The organism is Shewanella schlegeliana (genome assembly GCF_016765635.1).
In the GTDB taxonomy this organism is placed as follows: domain Bacteria; phylum Pseudomonadota; class Gammaproteobacteria; order Enterobacterales; family Shewanellaceae; genus Shewanella; species Shewanella schlegeliana.
On the sequence record NZ_JAESVD010000012.1, the window covers coordinates 63,116 to 79,793 of the forward strand.

The window sequence follows — 16,678 nt, forward strand, 5'->3', positions numbered from 1 at the left end:
ACTAAGTGGGTTAAAGCGCCTAAAACTGTACACGCTTAACGTGTTGCACCCAACCTTCAGGCCCTTGAATATGGCCTTTCTGGATCTCAGTTAATACCTTATAGATCCGCTTAGTGTGCTCACCCACTTCGCCATCTCCGACCGTGACGACACGGTTATCTTCAAAGATATAAGAGCCAACTGGCGACACTACCGCCGCAGTGCCAAAACCGCCCGCTTCGATGATCTCACCGGACTCGATATCGCTAATAAACTGATCCAGCATCACTGTCTCTTGACGTACTTCGCAACCCAGCAACTCGCCCAAATCAAGAATAGACTGTGAGGTGATCGACTTTAAGATGGTGTCGGTAAACTTTGGAATAATAATCGTGCCGTCTTTAAGCACGTGGAAGTGGTTCATCGCACCCACTTCTTCGATCTGCTTATTATTAGCATCCAAGTACAGCACTTGTGCAGCACCATACTCAGCAGCAGCCTTACCCGCCTTTAACGATGCAGCATAGTTACCTGCGGCCTTAGAGGCACCCGTTCCGCCAGAAACCGCACGGTGGAAACGCTCACTGATTAACAGACGAATCGCCTTATCGAAGCCGTCACTATAATAAGGGCCGCTTGGACTCAACATCACGCAGAAAGTGTATTGTTCGCTCGGACTAACCGATAGACGGTCTTCGGTGGCGAAGATAAATGGGCGAATATAGAGACAAGCTCCCTCTTGCATCGGGAACCATAAACGATCGACATCGATCAAAGCGTTGATGGCATCGATCTGCATCTGCTCAGGGATAGCTGGAATACAAAGAATATCTGCAGAACGGTTTAAACGCTCGGCATTCTTATCGATACGGAAGGTATAGATCTCGCCATCTTCATGTTGAAAGGCTTTGGCGCCTTCAAACACTGACTGACCATAATGCAAGGCGATAGCACCAGGGGCAACCTGAAATGGACCATAAGGAACGACTCTTGGATCACACCACTGCCCATCGTGATAATCCATCAAAAACATGTGGTCGGTTCTGAGGTTACCAAAACCCACATTACTTGTAGGGTTAAACTGTTCGCTACGGCGCTCTAACGCAGGTTTTAAATTATAAGTTATTTGCATTGTATACCACCTTAATTACTGACTGAGCAGCCTATCAGTGGTCATAAAAAAGTCAAGCAAAACGCGGGCTAGCCTCAAGATCTTCAGCATTTTTGGCCGATTCAATTGGTAGAGCTATTGGTTAAACTGTTGTCTGCATTCAGACTGTTTTCCAATCTTTAAACAGGTTTCGCAACTGCGGATATCACCGTGGCCCTTATCTAGAAAAACCTGTATCCGGGCAGATAACCCTTGCATCATTTCTCGCGTGATAGGCTGACGCCATTGATAATGATTCATCAAACGGCTGATATGACGGTAACCAATATCATCATCGGCAATAAAATATTGCTCATCCATTAAACGACTTTGGTACGAAGAGGTTGCCCCAGCTAAAAAGAAATACAGCGCCTGACTGAGATCATCAACTTCGACCTGGGTCGCTTGTAACTCCCCCCTTTCAACGGCTATCTCTAGCGGTCGCTTAATTCGACTCCAAAACAGATTAACTCTATTTCTGAGTATTTCAACTTTATCTGAACTAGCTAGCTGCCAGAACATACTATTAATAGATACAACCCGCAAAATATTAAATATTGGACTTCGTTTCACAACTTCAAAAGTAAATAAAATAGAAAGAACTGCATGTTCATAGATATTTAAATCAGGGTTCTCTTTTATAAATATTGGTATTTGACTCGATGTCGTATTTCTTAAAAATAGACAAACTAATACATCTTCCTTAGATTCAAAATATTTATATAAGGTATTAGTTGAACAACCCGCTCCTTTAGCTATCTGCGCGAACCTGAACGAAACTACACCTTGCTTATCAATAAGTTGCTCAGCAACATCTAATAATTGATTACAGCGAAGCGCATCGATTTTATTACTAGGACAGCGCATATAAACTCTTCATTTAAACTTATAATTAATTGATATTACGAACATCAAGACTTTTAGATACTTAAAAGAAACATTTTCTTGAAGGCCTGCACAAAAAACTTTCTCCCCCAGTATAAAGTGTGATTTCGCGCATATTTGATCCTCCTACAGCAGCATATTGTTCTCTCAGGTTTAATGGAGACTAAAAAAATGCAAACAAGACGTTCGTTTTTAAAATTTGGGGTGGGAGCTGCCGCTGTTGGCGCATTAGCACCACTATCTGTAAACGCTAAGTCATCTGATATTAAATGGGATGAAACCCATGAAGTCGTTATCGTTGGCTCGGGTTTCGCAGGCCTTGCGGCAGCAGTAGAGGCTGGAAAACTCGGTGCCAAAGATATTGTGGTATTTGAAAAACTAGGCGTATACGGCGGTAACTCAACCCTTAATGCGGGCCAAGCCTGCTTTGCTGATACCGACCTACAGAGGAAACTCGGTATCAAAGACAGCGCCGAGCTCATGGTAAAAGACCAACTCGCATCTGGTCGCGGCTATGCCAGCGAAGCCTTGTTACGCCATAGTGCTGAACTCGGGCCTTACATTTACCAATTAACTAAAGATTGTGGCTGTGTCTATCGTGATCATATCATCAATACCGGTGGTACTAGCGCGACACGTAGTCACCAAGTCGTTGAGCGCTCTGGTGCTGGTTTTATTCGCCCTATGCTTAAAACAGCCCGTAGCTATGGGGTAAAAACCAAAACTCGCCATAAGTTTGAAGGCTTGATCACAGCAGCCGATGGCAGCGTATTAGGCATAAAAGTACGTAAAGGCTACCACACCGACCATGAAGACTCGGGCAAGCTCATTAACGTAAAAGCTGAGAAAGGTGTATTAATCGCAACGGGAGGCTTTGCAGCCAACGTGGCATTCCGCCAAGCGCTTGACCCTACATTAGGTGACGAAGTCGGTCATACCAATGCTCGAGGTGCGACAGGCGATGGCCTAATAGCCATGCTAGCCGAAGGAGCTATGCCTATTCACCTTAGCTTTATTCAATCGGGCCCATGGGCATCACCAGATGAAGGCGGCTTTGGCTATGGTGCTGGCTTCTCGCTATATAACTTCCCTCACTCTATCGCAATTGATCGTAATACCGGTATGCGCTTCATGAATGAAACCGCTGACCGTAAACACCGCGCAGACTTAGAGATCCAGCGTCGTGATAAGAATGGTAATCCACACCCTGCACTACTCATAGCCCCTAAACACGAAGCACAGAAAGATCCATCACTTGAAAACGTACTCAAGTATAACGTTGCCTGGGAGTTCGACAGTGCTGAAGCTATCGCTAAACACTTCGATTTACCGCTAAACCCATTGAAAAAACAGATTGATGACTGGAATGAGTATGTAAAAGCGGGTGAAGACCCACAGTTTGGCAAGCGTATGGATATGGGAGCAGGGATCTATCTAACAGCCCCATTTATTGTGCAGCGTTTGTGGCCAAAAGTGCATTACTGCCAAGGCGGTATCCAGATCAATACCAAAGCCGAAGTTATAGCAGCAAAAAACGGCAAGCCGATCCCAAATCTTTATGCAGCCGGTGAAGTCTCTGGTGGCGTTCACGGTGTGAGTCGCCTTGGTGGCTGCTCAACCCCTGACTGCATGGCCTTTGGTGTAACAGCCGCTCGTTCGATGATGAAAGCGTAAGGAATCCAACATGAAACCAATGACTACATTACTTGTGCTTGTTTTTAGCAGTGTTATCACTCTTTCGGTACAAGCAACAGATCAGCGTGATTATCACCAAGCATTATACGAAGAAGGCTGTAAAACCTGTCATGACCAGGGGTTAAAAGCATTTCCTTCTGACGAGTCCTGCTTGCAATGTCACGACATGGGGGAACTTGCAGAGCAAACCAAGCGCGAAGGTCATGAGGCCAAACAGAACCCACACGATAGCATGCACTACGGTCAAGAGGCTCCGTGCATGGAGTGCCATGGCGAGCACACCAAGAAGCAAGCTATCTGTATGGATTGCCACAACTTCGAATACCCGAAATTTAAATAGCACCACTTTCAAGTTAATAACTTAAGTAATAAAAAAATCAAATCATGGGGAATGATAATGAAAAAGCTAATTTGTATTTCAACAATGTTTATCGCTGGTATAGCTACTGCGGCAGATAAACCTGCCGATAAACCTTGGCACAATGAGAAGCCAACGCTATCGACAATTAACGCACCAACTAAAGTTATGCCTATGGTATGCAAGCAAGAACAAGCCATGGCTTACCTTAAAGAGCTACAAAGTGGTGAAAAAGATATCTATAGCATTAAGTCGAACGATCACGGCGGCAAAGGCGCCAATGATTCAGGCTGGCTAACATGGCGAGTAGACGACCCAAGCAATCTTATTCCTTGTCCTAAAGGCGGCGCATCTGAATCTGAAGTTGGCATGTGTTGGAAAGAACTTAATGATGAACCAACGGTTATCGGTCTAGTTCGTGTTGCACCGGGGACAGCGGCGCCGCACTATCACCGTGAGATGGAATGTTATTACGGACTAAGCGGTGAAGGTCTAACGTGGGCACAAGAGCGTATGCAACCATTCGGTCCTGGTGATTACATCGAGATCCCAAGCAAAGCAATCCACTACACACCAAATACTTTTGATGACCAAGACTTAATCTATATGTATTGGTTCCCATTAGACGGTAAGTTCTCAACCTTCAAATACCAATGGCCACAAGATGTAGGGCCTGGTGAGCAATTAATGTTCGACTTCGTGCCATACACGAACTCTAAGCTAGTACGTTCTGGTAACGGCGGATACGGATGGGATGTGATTCAAAAGTCTAAATAATCCCTTTCAGAACCCAAAAGAGAGCGAGGCCAAGTCAACTTGGCCTCATTATTAAATATGAAGAAAATCATACTTGTACTCAGTTTGCTAATCAGCTCACCTCTGTTTGCAGAGGAAGCCATGTCAATCTTATGGAGTAACCTTGCTCCAGGTTCAGTCGATCTACCCGCAGCCACCAACGTCAATCTCGAACTCGACGGCAAGACAGTCATCATTCCAGGCTTTATTGTTCCTTTAGATGGCCAAGGTAAAGCACAAACGAAAAATTTTTTACTCACACCACAGCAAGGTGCTTGCTTTCACAAACCACCATCGCCGCCAAACCAATTGATCCACGTGGTGTTCAACGAGCCTATTGCCGTGCCAACAGCTGAACAGCCCGTTTATATCGCAGGCAAGCTAAGTATCAAGAGCGCGCAATCAGGCTTTGCTAAGACAGGGTATTTCATGCACGGCATTGAGGCGATAGCCTACCCAGCTCAAGTCGTCTCTGCACAGCCAGAGCACCAGCACTAAAACAGTGGACTTCATTCACTTGGGTCACAAACAATTAAATATCACGTAAATTTATGGAGCCGCCCTCATAAACAAGAGGGCTTTTTACGTTCAAAAATTGTGAATTAAGCGGCGCATTCTTTTTTACGTAAACAAGCCGTTTCACTATCTAACGGAGAACAAGACAAGGCGCTACAGGCACTACAGCTCATATGGTCGCGATAATGTTTATCGAAGAAGCTTGAGCTTCTTCGCTCCAGTGAATCAAACAGCTCTGGGGTGAGTGGCTTAGTCCACTTGTACTGTCCCATTAAGCGTGCCAGATGACGGTAACAGGTCTCACGACGGTTTGATAAGTACTCAGGGGCAATCAACTGGCTCTCGAACTGGGTAAGCGAGCCAGTGAGGTAGAAGGTGATCCCCTGCACTAACTCTTTAACTTGCAGCGGCGTGGCCTCAAGCTCGCCTTTTGCTACCGCTTCATTGAGTGAGTCAGTAAACCAGCCCCAAAACGCATTGATACGCTTCTTAAAGCGATCCACTTTCTCATCGCTGGCGAGCTGCCACACCATGGTGTTGACCGAAACGGAGCGCAGAGTAAAGAAGCTTTTACTGCGCTTGATAGTTTCAAATGTAAACAGAATGGGTAACAGCACTTTTTCTTGGGCAGTTAAATCGGGATATTTGTTAATAAATATTGGCAAGTGGTTAGAGGTCGCACTGCGTAAAAATAGGCAGACTAATACATCCTCTTTACGCTCAAAAAATTTATACAAGGTGCCAGTGGAACATCCCACCTCTTTTGCGAGTTGCGAGAACTTAAATGACACTATGCCTTGAGACTCAATAAGCTGCTCGGCGGCATCGAGTATCTGATTGCAGCGCATCATGGGCAACGCTTCTGTGGGACATTTCATCTATTACAAGCCTAGTTTTACAGTTGAACCGATTATGCGCTTCTAACAATTGCAGATTATAGATATCTCTTTCCTAATCGGGATTCACTTCACGCTAATACCACTTTATTAGTAGGCTTTGTGAATTACGTCATATAAACATTAGCGCAATAACTTGTAACCCAATATCGATTCCATTCACATTTTCTTGCTTCTCATTTCGGCCAATATTTTGAGAGAAAATTTATTCGAGAGCTGCCTCACGAATAAATTTGTCACTGAAAAAATGGCGTGACTTAGTTCACCTTTAGCAACTGAACTTGCGTTTATCGTTACCGCATTCCCTATTAGAGGATTACAAGAAAATGCAAGGTAGAAGAAACTTTTTAAAACTCAGTGCCGGTGCTGCCGTTGGTAGTTTAGCGGCAACCTTACCCGGTACAGTACAAGCTAAAAGCTGTGGCGAGATTAATTGGGACGAAAGCGTCGATGTGATTGTCGTTGGCTCTGGTTTTGCTGGCCTGTCAGCAGCGCTCAATGCTAAGCGCCAAAGACTGGGTTCTGTACTTGTTTTAGAAAAGATGCAGGTGATTGGTGGTAACTCGGCAATCAACGGCGGCTGGCTGGCGATCCCTAAGAACCCAATCCAGCTAGCACAAGGCGTGAACGACGACTCACCAGAAGAGTTAGTCAAAGATCAGATTATCTCTGGTCGCGGCATGCAAAACGAACCTGCGCTACGCCAAATCGCTAACCGCTCTCTAGATGCCTACGATCTTTGTATCGATACCGGCGTTAAATTCCGTGACGGTTTTAACATTCAGGTAGGCGGTCACAACAAGGCTCGCGCGATTCGTACCCAACACGGTACTGGCGGCGACATCACCACCAAACTATATGAAGCCGGCGTAAAAGAGGGCGTTGATTACCGCCTACAACACTATATCGAAGACTTCATCATGGACGGTCAGAAGATCATCGGCGTTAAGGTTCGTAAGAACTACCGCTTCCCAGATCTAAAAACGGGCACCACTATTTTTGTTAAAGCAAACAAAGCGGTAGTACTGGCTAACGGCGGTTTTGCTCGCAACATGAAGCTACGTGAAGCAGTTGATCCATCGCTCGATCCAACGCTCGATTGCACCAACGCTATGGGCGCGACAGGCGAAGTGACCCTAACCGCAATGGCTCACGGCGCACTACCTGTACATATGAACCTAATCCAAACGGGCCACTGGGGCTCACCAGATGAAGGTGGATTCGGTTGGTCAAACGCCTTGCTATCTATTGGCTGGCACCAAGGTGTGGCGATCAGCGTCCTAAACGGTAAGCGCTTTATGGACGAACGTGCTGACCGCAAGACCTGCTCTGAAGCGATTATGAAGAACCGTAACGCCGACGGTAGCCCAGCTTACCCAGTGGTGTTCTTCAACTACAACAACTACGCCAATGACGACCGTGTTGTGCGCGCCCTTCGCGACAAGATGGCTTGGAAAGTTGACTCTCTCGATGAGATCGCAGCTAAGTTCGATATCCCAGCTGCTGAGCTTAAGCGCAGCATCAAAGAGTACAACAAGCACGTTAATGACCGTAAAGACCCGCTATTCAACCGCAAGATGGATACGGCAGAAGAGCTAACCGGCCCATTCGTTGTATCACGCATTTGGCCGAAAGTGCACTACTGCATGGGTGGTCTAAAAACCGATCTAGGCGCTCGTGTAATCGATGGTCGTTCTATGGAACCTATCAAGAATCTATACGCCATTGGTGAAGTGACAGGTGGCATCCACGGTGAAGCCCGTTTGAGCTCTACATCCTGCCTAGAGTGTCTAGTCATGGGTATTGTAGTGTCTGAAACCATCAAAGCCGATCTTTAAGGAGCCGTCAAATGAACAAGTTATTACTAAGCGCACTACTTGGACTAGCGCTATCTAGCAATGTGATGGCTGGCGAACTAGTCAAGATGAAAGGCAAGACTGAAGGCCGCATCAACCACGAGTTTATCTACCAAGATGGCTGCCAAACCTGCCACCAAGGCTCTGGTAAGAAGAATGCGACCGATGCGGCATGCGTTGAGTGTCATGGCGACATCAACAGCATCCCTGTCGATGAAAGCAAATTGGCGATCCCTGAGGCACATCCTCACAAGTCGCTGCATTACAACCAAGGCGCTAGTTGCCTAGCGTGTCATGCCGAGCACGAGAAGAAAGCACCGGTCTGTACAGAGTGCCACCGTACTTGGTTTGAAGAGATGTAATGTGACTGATTAATTTACAAATCTAAAAATAGAAATAGGGAATGATGATGAAAAATACCACTAAGTTTATGTTGTCGATGGTGGCTACAGCAATCGCACTTTCAGGCTCAGCGGCTTTTGCTGCAGAGCAAACTGAAGACGGCATCAAGCTAGGCGGCGCGGTACGTGTTAACTACGCTTACCGAGACTATGACCAAGCCAATAAAGATAAAGGCGGTGACTTTTATTTTGATATGGCGGCAATCAAGTTTGATGGCAAGCATGGTGACTGGGGGTTATCGGCTGAATACCGCTTTACTTCGGGTACTAACTACATCAAATACGGTTACGCTTACTACGATGTAAACCCTGACTGGCAGCTACAAGTGGGTATCAACAAGGTGCCATTTGGTAACCGAGACTTCATCTCAAACAGCTACTGGTTTGGCATTCCCTATTACTTAGGTTTTGAAGATGATCATGACACAGGTATCAAGGCCGTTTACGAAAAGAACGGCTGGCATACTGACTTAGCCTTCTACAAAAGTGCTGAATACGGTCCATCTGAGAATAAGCGTTACTCTACCGACCTATACAGCGGAACCATAGCCGCAAGCGGTATCGAGTACTTCAACGAAGAGACTAACCAGTTCAACCTGCGCCAGACTTACACCGCGGAACACGAAGGCGGTCAAACGACTCTTGGCGGTTCGGTGCAGTATGGTCAGATCTATAACAGCAATACAGGTAACAACGGTGACCGTTACGCCGTCGCGCTGCACTTAGACAGCAGCTATAAAGGCTGGAACCTACAGTTGCAAGCGATGCAGTACGAATACGATGCCGCTGATGCTGTTGATGCTAACAAGATCGCTGTATCTGTTGTGAGCTGGCAGTATGAAATCGCCTCTAAAGGCCAATCTTATAGCGCTAACATCGCAAAGACATTCGCTACCGATTGGGGCAGCGTGAAGTGCTACAACGACTTCGGTTTGATGACACCTGATGTTGACGATGCTAGCTATGACAACAGCATGCAAAACGTGACGGGCTGTGCGATTTCGGCAGGCCCAACTTACACCATGGTCGATTTCGTGATGGGTAAGAACATGACCTTCTCTACCGCTAACAACGACCACGTGGGTCTACCAGAAATGGGCGACAGCTGGGATAAGCGCGTTAACATTAACTTCGGTTACTACTTCTAATAGTTGCTTACCTTTCAGCTATTAGGTTAACGCTTGCCAATGACTCTAGCACAGGATCACGCATAGGATCATTAGCAGGCCTAACAGGTTAACTCGCGTTACCGACAGAAGCGAAGCTGCTCTCACTTCGCTTCTGTCACCCTCTGTTAATTTTTTAGATTCTCCTAACAATTGGACTAGGCCCAGTATCCCTGCTTACTGCCGCCTCGATGGATCACGCCCTTTCTATACAAAATAGTATGAGGGCTTTTTTACTCTTCCCTACAAGAAATAACTATGAAATCGATGACTAGAGTCTCTATTTGTATCTGTTTATTTGGCGCTGTTTCGCAGTCATCCATGGCCAGTGAATACCATTTCGGTGGGTTTCTAAAAGCCAATGCCCGCTATGTAGATGGCAACATCGCCTTTCAAGATAGCTGGACCGGCGGTGGTCGCGTCACCGATTCAGCAAAAAGAACCCAATTTAGCGCCGCCGAAAGCCGCTTCAATGTCGGGATCACTCACGGCGATGTAATTGGCTTCGCAGAGATCGATTTCTCTGGCTCGGCTCAAGGAAATGCGGCTTTTTCTAACTCCTATAGCCCACGCTTAAGGCATGCCTATATCAATTATAACGATTTCACTGCAGGACAAACCTGGTCGACTATGGTCAATACCAGCGCCTTTGCGGAAACCGCAGACTTAGGTGGGCCGTTAGTTGGTCAGGCGATGGTGCGTCAGGCTTTAGTGCGTTACAGCACCGAGAATTGGCAGTTTGCGCTTGAAAACCCTTATACCTATGGCACCCAAGCGAGTAGTACGAATGACGATAAAAAGTGGGTCGATACCAGTAATGATTATGTCCCCGACGCAGTCATCCGTTTCAATCAACAAGGCGACTGGGGCAATGTATCTGTAGCCAGCCTGCTGCGATATTTAGACCCACAAGATACAGCACAGTTTGGAGCTGGTATCTCACTCGCTGCCAAGCTAAAAACCTTTGGTAAAGACGATATTCGCCTGCAACTTCACTACGGCAACCTAGGCCGCTATGTGGGCACAGATGCGGCTAGGGATATGATCGATGGCGAGATAGAAACCACCACTTCGGCCATGTTTGCCTATCGCCACTTCTGGAGCGAACGCACTCGCTCGAGTCTGTTCTACGGCCACACCATCACCGAAGAGGAACAGAGCAATCGCTTTCATGCAGGAGTGAATCTATTCACCAATCTCACCCCAGCATTGGCGTTAGGTTTTGAACTCGGTCGTTACCAGATTGATGATGGAGTTAGCCCTTATGAAGATGGCACGGCACCGCAAGGCGCCTCAAATTACGCTCAGTTGAGCCTGCAATTTCACATCTAGATAAAACAGCAAAAGAAAGATTATTCGCGACCGAGTTCACGAATAAGTTTGCTGCTTAAAATGCTGCGTGATCCATTTCAACTTTACGCAGCCCCTATCACTTTATTGTTAGCTCAAGCCCGTTAAAACGAGCACAATATCGCAGCTTTAGCTGCATAAGCTAAAAAAACAGGAAGAGAATGATGAAACTAAAAATGATGTTCGGTATCGCCGCACTAACTTCAACAGCAGCATTTGCTCAGGGCCCACAGTGCGAGCACGCTCAACTGCCATACCAGCAGATGACGCCAGTCCCATACGACAGCACGCCATATTCACCACAAGACACTATGCCAGAGCAGTGTAGCAACCCAGAAGTTGAAGCCTATATCGCAGCATGGGAAGCGGGTGAGATTGACTTCACAACCATCCAAGCAAACGACAGCATCGCTAAAGATCAACGCTTCTGTAAGACCCTTGATGATGACGGTAACGTACTAGAAGTTAAAGACTGTGACCGTAACAAGTCTCCTGTTGGTTACATTTGGAAAGAGCTTTCAGATAGCCCAGTGGTTATCGGGATCACCGACGGTGGTAAATCTGACCACGCACCACACTTCCATGGTCAGCCAGAGTGTTACTACGTAGTAAACGGTGAAGGCCAAACCCTTGCCGATAACCAGTTCAAGAAGCTAGGCACAGGCCAGTACTTCTACATTCCTGGCGCGACTATCCACAACACACCTATCATGTCTGACAAAGGCTTAGGTGTGATGTACTGGTACCCGAACAACGCGCATTTCAACGGCTTCAAGTACTACTGGCGCAAAGACGTTAAGAACCTACGCGTAGCAGAAGAAGCATTTGACCGTGTTGATGAGATCCGTAAGCGTGACCTAAACTTAGGCCCATACGGCACTAACGAAGCTATCTTCAAGAAATAAGTCCTAAGCTTAATAAACAAGTAAATTCGTTAACTAAAAAAGGGCTCATATGAGCCCTTTTTGTTTTTCTTTCACTTTTATTTTAAAACGCTTCGTTGACGTTAAAGTAGAAGCCGCTGTCACCATCGCCCCACGCCATATCGAGCCTTAGATTCACTCGGGGTTTAACCTCGAATCGATAGCCTATGCCGCCATTAGGCAGAATTTTATTGCCATCAAACTCACTAATATCATCGGCAATCACGCCTGCGCCGCCCCAGAACACCATGCCGTGACGCCCTGGCAGATTTAAGCGATACTCAATCTGACTCATCAACATCTGCTTATCGCGATAACGCCCTGATGTATAGCCTCGAAGTAGATCGCCCCCTCCGGCTTTAGAAAGCTGATCCCATGGCACCTCACCACTAGTGAAACGCCCTCGCACCTGCCAGGCTAAGATATCTTCGCCACGCCCAGTCTGCATATACTCGCTGTATAGCGCGTTATAAACATCGAAGTCGGTTTTACTGCCCAAGCATTGGCGATAGAAGGTCGCATCTATCTCTAAGATCCGCCCTGACTGCGGGTTTAATACATTGTCTCGACTGTCGTGATTGAGCAGCAGATTCACACCGACGCTACGAGAGCTTTCATCGAGTATGCCGGTATCGACATCCGAGTCTAACAAGTTAATTTTGCTGGCATCGGCGTAGCTAAAATCGAAACCGCCCCCCACGAAGCTAGTCGGGCTCATCCGCTGCAGCAGCATAGGGTTAACCGAGATGATACGCTGGTTAAACTCGACTCGGTTACCCTCTTGATGATTAGTATCGTAACCCACCCCATAGAAGACATCGGGAGCATCATAGACTTCGGCGTTCAGGTAAAAACGCTGCCGATCTTGATTGATAAAGGTCTTATTGGCCACCGCCACGCCCAAGGCACCATTGGTCGAGGCGAGGCCATTAATGACTAAGGATGATAACTGACTGACCTTGTCATCGGGGTCGTATTGGTACAAGCCCACCGCCGAGATCCCAACGCCAAGATCCATCTCTGGGTTGTAGAAGGGCCCCGGCAAATAGCTAAAATCGATCAGCTTATCGGGATCAAATTCACCATCAGCGCCTAAGGTTTGCAAGAAATCCTCAAGCCAGCCTTGAGATTCCTTTTCATCTTGCACTTCATCCGCCACCTGCGCGACTTCAGCCGCCTTATCGACATCAATGTCTTGCTCTACAGCCTCTTTCGCCAATGCAGGCGTAGAGATACAAGTCAGTACAAGCGCACATCGAGTAAACCAAGAACTCAGAACCGTTTTGCTCGATCTAGCTGTCATTACTTCTCCTGTGCTGTCACGGGGTCGTTTACATCATCTCGCTGCTGGTGCTGTCGCAGCTCAACCTCATCTTGCGCCTGGTTGTATTGGCTAATTTGATAGAAATCGGCCTGAGTGAAACCGTCCTGCCACAAATCTGCGGGAATATGTTTGAAGCTATCTCTGAATTTGTCGCTAACAATCAGCCTCTGCTTCGCAATAGCATCGATATCGATCCCATGAGTAACGTTACTCAAAGAGAGATGATGCGCCTGCTGTGGCGACTCAAATATCTCCTCCACCTCACTCCACTTACTATGGGACTGAGCCATAGCTTTAGGCACTAAATAAGGCGACTGCTGATCGCCTAACTTATAGTGGCGTTTGAGTAACATAAACTTGCTCGGCAAGGGCTGCTGCGAGTCCCACCAGTGACCATCAATCACATCAAAAAGTGCGTTAGTCTGCTTAATTGAAACCGGCTGTAACCAGTTAAGCGTGGCCGATAACCATTGGGTCATATGCTGGTTATACAGCTCTTTATTCATCGCCAAGTTATTGTTAATTAGCGCCAAGGCGATTTTAGCCCCCAGCATGTTGGAGTAGAGATCTTCGGGCGAATAGGCTGACACGGTTTCTGACCATGGCGCCCAGCTGCGATAGCCATGCCACTGGGCAATTTCATGGGCTTCGGCCATAAAGTAGGCCAGCCTTACCGAAATCGCAGCGGCGACCTCCCAGCGCTGCCTTGCGGTTAAGCTTGATATATCAAACTCACCGAGCTCTATGGTTCTCGGACCAATCTCATCTGGGAGCTTAATGGTTTGTAGCTCACCAAGCTTTGGGTAGATACGGTAAAACAGTGCAATGGCATTGTCGGCCGTGTCGCGCACATGGGCCAGATCGATAAAGCCCCCTTGTAGGGTATACATCTGGCCGTTATTTTCGGTACCGCGACTGCCATTTGGCGCATCTTTTTGATAGCTAAAGGTGCCCGCCTCATAGGCATGAGGCCCCACGCTATCGACGGCTAAGGTGTTGGCATAGCGGAAAAAAGGCACTGGAACGGGTCCTATCGTCACCTTTTGAGCGTTACCAAAGGCGCAGCAAGGGCGCACCGCCTTAGGGATTTGCACTAATGGCAGCTCTTGCAGCTCTATCGCGTGCAAAAGGTTGATATCGGGTTCGTTGTCGAGGGCCGCGCCAATAGCAACATCACTGGGCAAGGCTCGCACCTGCCAATCGCTGCTACCACAGCCGCTCAGTACAAAAATGGCCATAGCCCCCACGGCGCCATGGCTAAATATTCGGCTCATCATTGTACAAATGCCTTAATGGTTTGGCTGACGATCTCGGGATAATCGTTACTGATCCCGTGGGCCCCCTGTGGAATAACCACGATAGGAGCCGTCAGGTAATCGGCGAGCTGCACACCCGATGCTAGCGGAAAGACCTTGTCATTCTCACCCCAGATCAACACGCTAGGAGGCAGGGAATCAACTGCGATATTGGCGGCGATTCGATCTCTGTCTGCGGGAAGCCCCTCAATAAGCTTGCGCTTTTCATCGAGATAACCCGCAAAGTACTTGTCATAGATGCTCGAGTCGATAAAACCTGGGTACCACGGAAAATCGACGAAGGTGGCATCGAGCAAGCGACGCATCTGCTTTGGTGTTTCGGGCACGAAGACAGCGCTTGGCTCATCGACCTCAAAACGTTGATTCATCTGCTGCAGATCACCGTCAGAAAACAGCACTCCAGGGCTTGCCAGCAATACCGCTTTCTCGACCTTAGGCTCATTAAGCATCAGATCAAAAGTAACGAAACCACCATAGGAGATCCCAACCACATTGACCTTATCAAGCTGCAACGCTTGGATCAGTTGTCTCACCGCCTGCGACTGAGTCGCTAAACTTGGGGTAGCCTGACTCACAGACTCTCCAAACCAAGCGAGATCGGGTGCTATGACTCGGTAGTCTTGACTGAGCTCCAGCATCACCTGCTGCCAACTGGTTACTGCAGTACCACCAAAGCCGTGGATAAGCAGCACAGCCTTACCTTGCCCTGCTTGCCAATAATTAAGCTCGCCGCCCTCTTGCAGAGCCAGCTTATGCTGCTCGAACCCTGCTGTTTGCAGCTGCTGTTTTTCTCGAGAATCGATAATATCGACGGCGGAGCAGCCGCTCAGAAATAACGTCAAAAGTAATAGGTAAATATGGCGCATATTTCCCCCCTAAGATTCTGTATAAGTTGTCAGTTAAAATCGGTAACCTAGCCCCATCATGAAGCTGTTACGGGTACCGACACCAAACTCCATTAACAGATCAATATTCTTGGTGATCCCAACCTGACTACCAATTAGGCCGTTCCACTTATCTTCAAGGTGCTGATTGACCTCAAACTTGGCATTACCAATAGGAATACCGATATCCCGTAGATAGCCGCTGAAGGTCTGCTCCACGTTTTGGTACATGGCACCAACCCAGAGTTGCACGTCATGATTGTTGTACTTGGTGCGATAGCCCACACGCGGCGACACCACAATAGAGCTGATCTCACCATCGAGAATATTCAGACGCGTGTTGGTGTAGTTCACATCCAGTAAGGCAAACCAATTGTCGATACCACCAACTAAAGTGCCACCCACACCATAGGTGGTGCCCTTAAAGTCCAATGCAAAGTCGAATGCCGGACTGGTAGCGGTGCAAGGGTTGAACTTGCAATAAAGTGGCGGCAATACCTCGGTTAAGTCAGCCTCTAATTTTACGTTTGCAACGCTGCTGCCCTTGGTATGACCGATGACACCGTAGAGGTTTAAGAAGGGCAGCACCCACATATCGCCTCTTAGGGTCAGGGTTTCAGAGGTCTGTTTAGCCTTGCTGCCTTTGATGCTTAAAATGTCATCTAAACCACCCAGCCCCGAGAAACCGACCGAGTCGACCACGAGAGGCTGATCCATACTCATGTAGTTCAACGTAAAGCCATATGGCTTTGGCAACTCATGACCTAAATCGATCGCTTCCTGTGCCCAAATTGGGAAGGTTCTATCGTAACGTGCTTGTTGTGGCTCTCGCTCGATCGACTCAGATTCAAATTCCGATTCAGCCTGAACAGGAGACAAGAAAAACAGCAGCGAAAGTGCTGTCAAAATAGATGTAATTTTAAGCATGTATAGATTGAACCTTAAAAATAAAAGATTTGATGTCGACTATCTAAAGAGAGTTTATCGCTGAACACACTGGCAGGAGATAAATAACTTAGGTCAATTATTACCCACTAAGCTGAATTCAATCTGAAACAGACTCTGGCAACAGCACGAATTAGAGTAAATACTCCAAACAAAAAAGATCATAACCTGTTCGCCAGCTAAAGACTAATCGAGAGGTTAACCTGAGAAAACTATTAGTAAAAACTGCGCGAAAGGGC

At 47.3% G+C, this 16,678-nt stretch carries 16 protein-coding genes; 9 read left to right on the forward strand and 7 right to left on the reverse strand.

The genetic code is table 11. From position 1 onward, the window contains the following. Positions 1-19: 19 nt before the first annotated feature. Entirely contained in the window at positions 20-1,111 is a 1,092-nt protein-coding gene (locus tag JMA39_RS17890; protein WP_202723242.1) for a branched-chain amino acid aminotransferase, read from the reverse strand. A 114-nt stretch (positions 1,112-1,225) separates the two neighbouring features. Further along, positions 1,226-1,996, reverse strand: a complete 771-nt coding sequence (locus JMA39_RS17895) for a TetR/AcrR family transcriptional regulator (RefSeq protein WP_202723243.1) — start codon at positions 1,994-1,996, stop codon at positions 1,226-1,228. A gap of 189 nt (positions 1,997-2,185) precedes the next feature. On the opposite strand from JMA39_RS17895, the gene JMA39_RS17900 reads away from it, so the two are divergent. From JMA39_RS17900 to JMA39_RS17915, 4 genes are read left to right on the forward strand one after another with little or no spacing between them, the layout of a single operon-like run. Beyond that, positions 2,186-3,688 carry a flavocytochrome c gene (locus JMA39_RS17900; protein ID WP_202723244.1) on the forward strand — a complete coding sequence of 501 codons (1,503 nt, stop codon included), beginning with the start codon at positions 2,186-2,188 and terminating at the stop codon, positions 3,686-3,688. 10 nt (positions 3,689-3,698) lie between these two features. Beyond that, positions 3,699-4,049: a cytochrome c3 family protein gene (locus tag JMA39_RS17905; protein ID WP_202723245.1), complete on the forward strand. Its 351-nt coding sequence runs from the start codon at positions 3,699-3,701 to the stop codon at positions 4,047-4,049. 57 nt (positions 4,050-4,106) lie between these two features. Further along, complete coding sequence (locus tag JMA39_RS17910; RefSeq protein ID WP_237732905.1) at positions 4,107-4,844, forward strand: cupin domain-containing protein; 738 nt, start codon at positions 4,107-4,109, stop codon at positions 4,842-4,844. 57 nt (positions 4,845-4,901) lie between these two features. After that, positions 4,902-5,360, forward strand: a complete 459-nt coding sequence (locus JMA39_RS17915) for a DUF3299 domain-containing protein (protein WP_202723246.1) — start codon at positions 4,902-4,904, stop codon at positions 5,358-5,360. Positions 5,361-5,464: 104 nt separating this feature from the next. Here the strand turns inward: JMA39_RS17915 and JMA39_RS17920 are convergent, their stop codons facing one another. Then, positions 5,465-6,256: a TetR/AcrR family transcriptional regulator gene (locus JMA39_RS17920; protein WP_202723247.1), complete on the reverse strand. Its 792-nt coding sequence runs from the start codon at positions 6,254-6,256 to the stop codon at positions 5,465-5,467. A gap of 344 nt (positions 6,257-6,600) precedes the next feature. On the opposite strand from JMA39_RS17920, the gene JMA39_RS17925 reads away from it, so the two are divergent. The 5 genes from JMA39_RS17925 to JMA39_RS17945 all read left to right on the forward strand — a co-directional run bounded on the left by JMA39_RS17925 (position 6,601) and on the right by JMA39_RS17945 (position 11,952). Continuing rightward, a complete protein-coding gene (locus tag JMA39_RS17925) occupies positions 6,601-8,112 on the forward strand; it encodes a flavocytochrome c (RefSeq protein ID WP_202723248.1) in 1,512 nt (503 codons plus the stop codon). Positions 8,113-8,123: 11 nt separating this feature from the next. After that, positions 8,124-8,492 carry a cytochrome c3 family protein gene (locus JMA39_RS17930; protein WP_202723249.1) on the forward strand — a complete coding sequence of 123 codons (369 nt, stop codon included), beginning with the start codon at positions 8,124-8,126 and terminating at the stop codon, positions 8,490-8,492. A 44-nt stretch (positions 8,493-8,536) separates the two neighbouring features. Next, on the forward strand, positions 8,537-9,679 hold the full coding sequence (locus tag JMA39_RS17935) for a hypothetical protein (RefSeq protein WP_202723338.1): 1,143 nt from the start codon (positions 8,537-8,539) through the stop codon (positions 9,677-9,679). A 276-nt stretch (positions 9,680-9,955) separates the two neighbouring features. After that, on the forward strand, positions 9,956-11,029 hold the full coding sequence (locus JMA39_RS17940; RefSeq protein ID WP_202723250.1) for a DcaP family trimeric outer membrane transporter: 1,074 nt from the start codon (positions 9,956-9,958) through the stop codon (positions 11,027-11,029). A gap of 179 nt (positions 11,030-11,208) precedes the next feature. Further along, entirely contained in the window at positions 11,209-11,952 is a 744-nt protein-coding gene (locus JMA39_RS17945) for a cupin domain-containing protein (protein WP_202723251.1), read from the forward strand. 82 nt (positions 11,953-12,034) lie between these two features. Here the strand turns inward: JMA39_RS17945 and JMA39_RS17950 are convergent, their stop codons facing one another. From JMA39_RS17950 to JMA39_RS17965, 4 genes are read right to left on the reverse strand one after another with little or no spacing between them, the layout of a single operon-like run. Then, entirely contained in the window at positions 12,035-13,273 is a 1,239-nt protein-coding gene (locus JMA39_RS17950; protein ID WP_202723252.1) for a BamA/TamA family outer membrane protein, read from the reverse strand. Next, positions 13,273-14,571, reverse strand: coding sequence for a DUF4056 domain-containing protein (locus tag JMA39_RS17955; RefSeq protein ID WP_202723253.1), 1,299 nt, complete (start codon positions 14,569-14,571; stop codon positions 13,273-13,275). Before JMA39_RS17955 ends, JMA39_RS17950 begins: the two co-directional genes overlap by 1 nt. Beyond that, positions 14,568-15,476 carry an alpha/beta fold hydrolase gene (locus tag JMA39_RS17960; protein WP_202723254.1) on the reverse strand — a complete coding sequence of 303 codons (909 nt, stop codon included), beginning with the start codon at positions 15,474-15,476 and terminating at the stop codon, positions 14,568-14,570. Before JMA39_RS17960 ends, JMA39_RS17955 begins: the two co-directional genes overlap by 4 nt. Positions 15,477-15,509: 33 nt before the next feature. After that, positions 15,510-16,421: a virulence protein gene (locus JMA39_RS17965; protein WP_202723255.1), complete on the reverse strand. Its 912-nt coding sequence runs from the start codon at positions 16,419-16,421 to the stop codon at positions 15,510-15,512. Positions 16,422-16,678 lie beyond the last annotated feature (257 nt).

Bases quoted from the DNA above. Each gene is read 5' to 3' on its own strand.
- JMA39_RS17955 (WP_202723253.1), bottom strand. From the start codon at position 14,571: ATGATGAGCCGAATATTTAGCCATGGCGCCGTGGGGGCTATGGCCATT.
- JMA39_RS17915 (WP_202723246.1), top strand. From the start codon at position 4,902: ATGAAGAAAATCATACTTGTACTCAGTTTGCTAATCAGCTCACCTCTG.
- JMA39_RS17950 (WP_202723252.1), bottom strand. From the start codon at position 13,273: ATGACAGCTAGATCGAGCAAAACGGTTCTGAGTTCTTGGTTTACTCGA.
- JMA39_RS17960 (WP_202723254.1), bottom strand. From the start codon at position 15,476: ATGCGCCATATTTACCTATTACTTTTGACGTTATTTCTGAGCGGCTGC.
- JMA39_RS17900 (WP_202723244.1), top strand. From the start codon at position 2,186: ATGCAAACAAGACGTTCGTTTTTAAAATTTGGGGTGGGAGCTGCCGCT.
- JMA39_RS17905 (WP_202723245.1), top strand. From the start codon at position 3,699: ATGAAACCAATGACTACATTACTTGTGCTTGTTTTTAGCAGTGTTATC.
- JMA39_RS17895 (WP_202723243.1), bottom strand. From the start codon at position 1,996: ATGCGCTGTCCTAGTAATAAAATCGATGCGCTTCGCTGTAATCAATTA.
- JMA39_RS17945 (WP_202723251.1), top strand. From the start codon at position 11,209: ATGATGAAACTAAAAATGATGTTCGGTATCGCCGCACTAACTTCAACA.
- JMA39_RS17890 (WP_202723242.1), bottom strand. From the start codon at position 1,111: ATGCAAATAACTTATAATTTAAAACCTGCGTTAGAGCGCCGTAGCGAA.
- JMA39_RS17925 (WP_202723248.1), top strand. From the start codon at position 6,601: ATGCAAGGTAGAAGAAACTTTTTAAAACTCAGTGCCGGTGCTGCCGTT.
- JMA39_RS17930 (WP_202723249.1), top strand. From the start codon at position 8,124: ATGAACAAGTTATTACTAAGCGCACTACTTGGACTAGCGCTATCTAGC.
- JMA39_RS17940 (WP_202723250.1), top strand. From the start codon at position 9,956: ATGAAATCGATGACTAGAGTCTCTATTTGTATCTGTTTATTTGGCGCT.
- JMA39_RS17920 (WP_202723247.1), bottom strand. From the start codon at position 6,256: ATGAAATGTCCCACAGAAGCGTTGCCCATGATGCGCTGCAATCAGATA.
- JMA39_RS17910 (WP_237732905.1), top strand. From the start codon at position 4,107: ATGAAAAAGCTAATTTGTATTTCAACAATGTTTATCGCTGGTATAGCT.
- JMA39_RS17935 (WP_202723338.1), top strand. From the start codon at position 8,537: ATGATGAAAAATACCACTAAGTTTATGTTGTCGATGGTGGCTACAGCA.
- JMA39_RS17965 (WP_202723255.1), bottom strand. From the start codon at position 16,421: ATGCTTAAAATTACATCTATTTTGACAGCACTTTCGCTGCTGTTTTTC.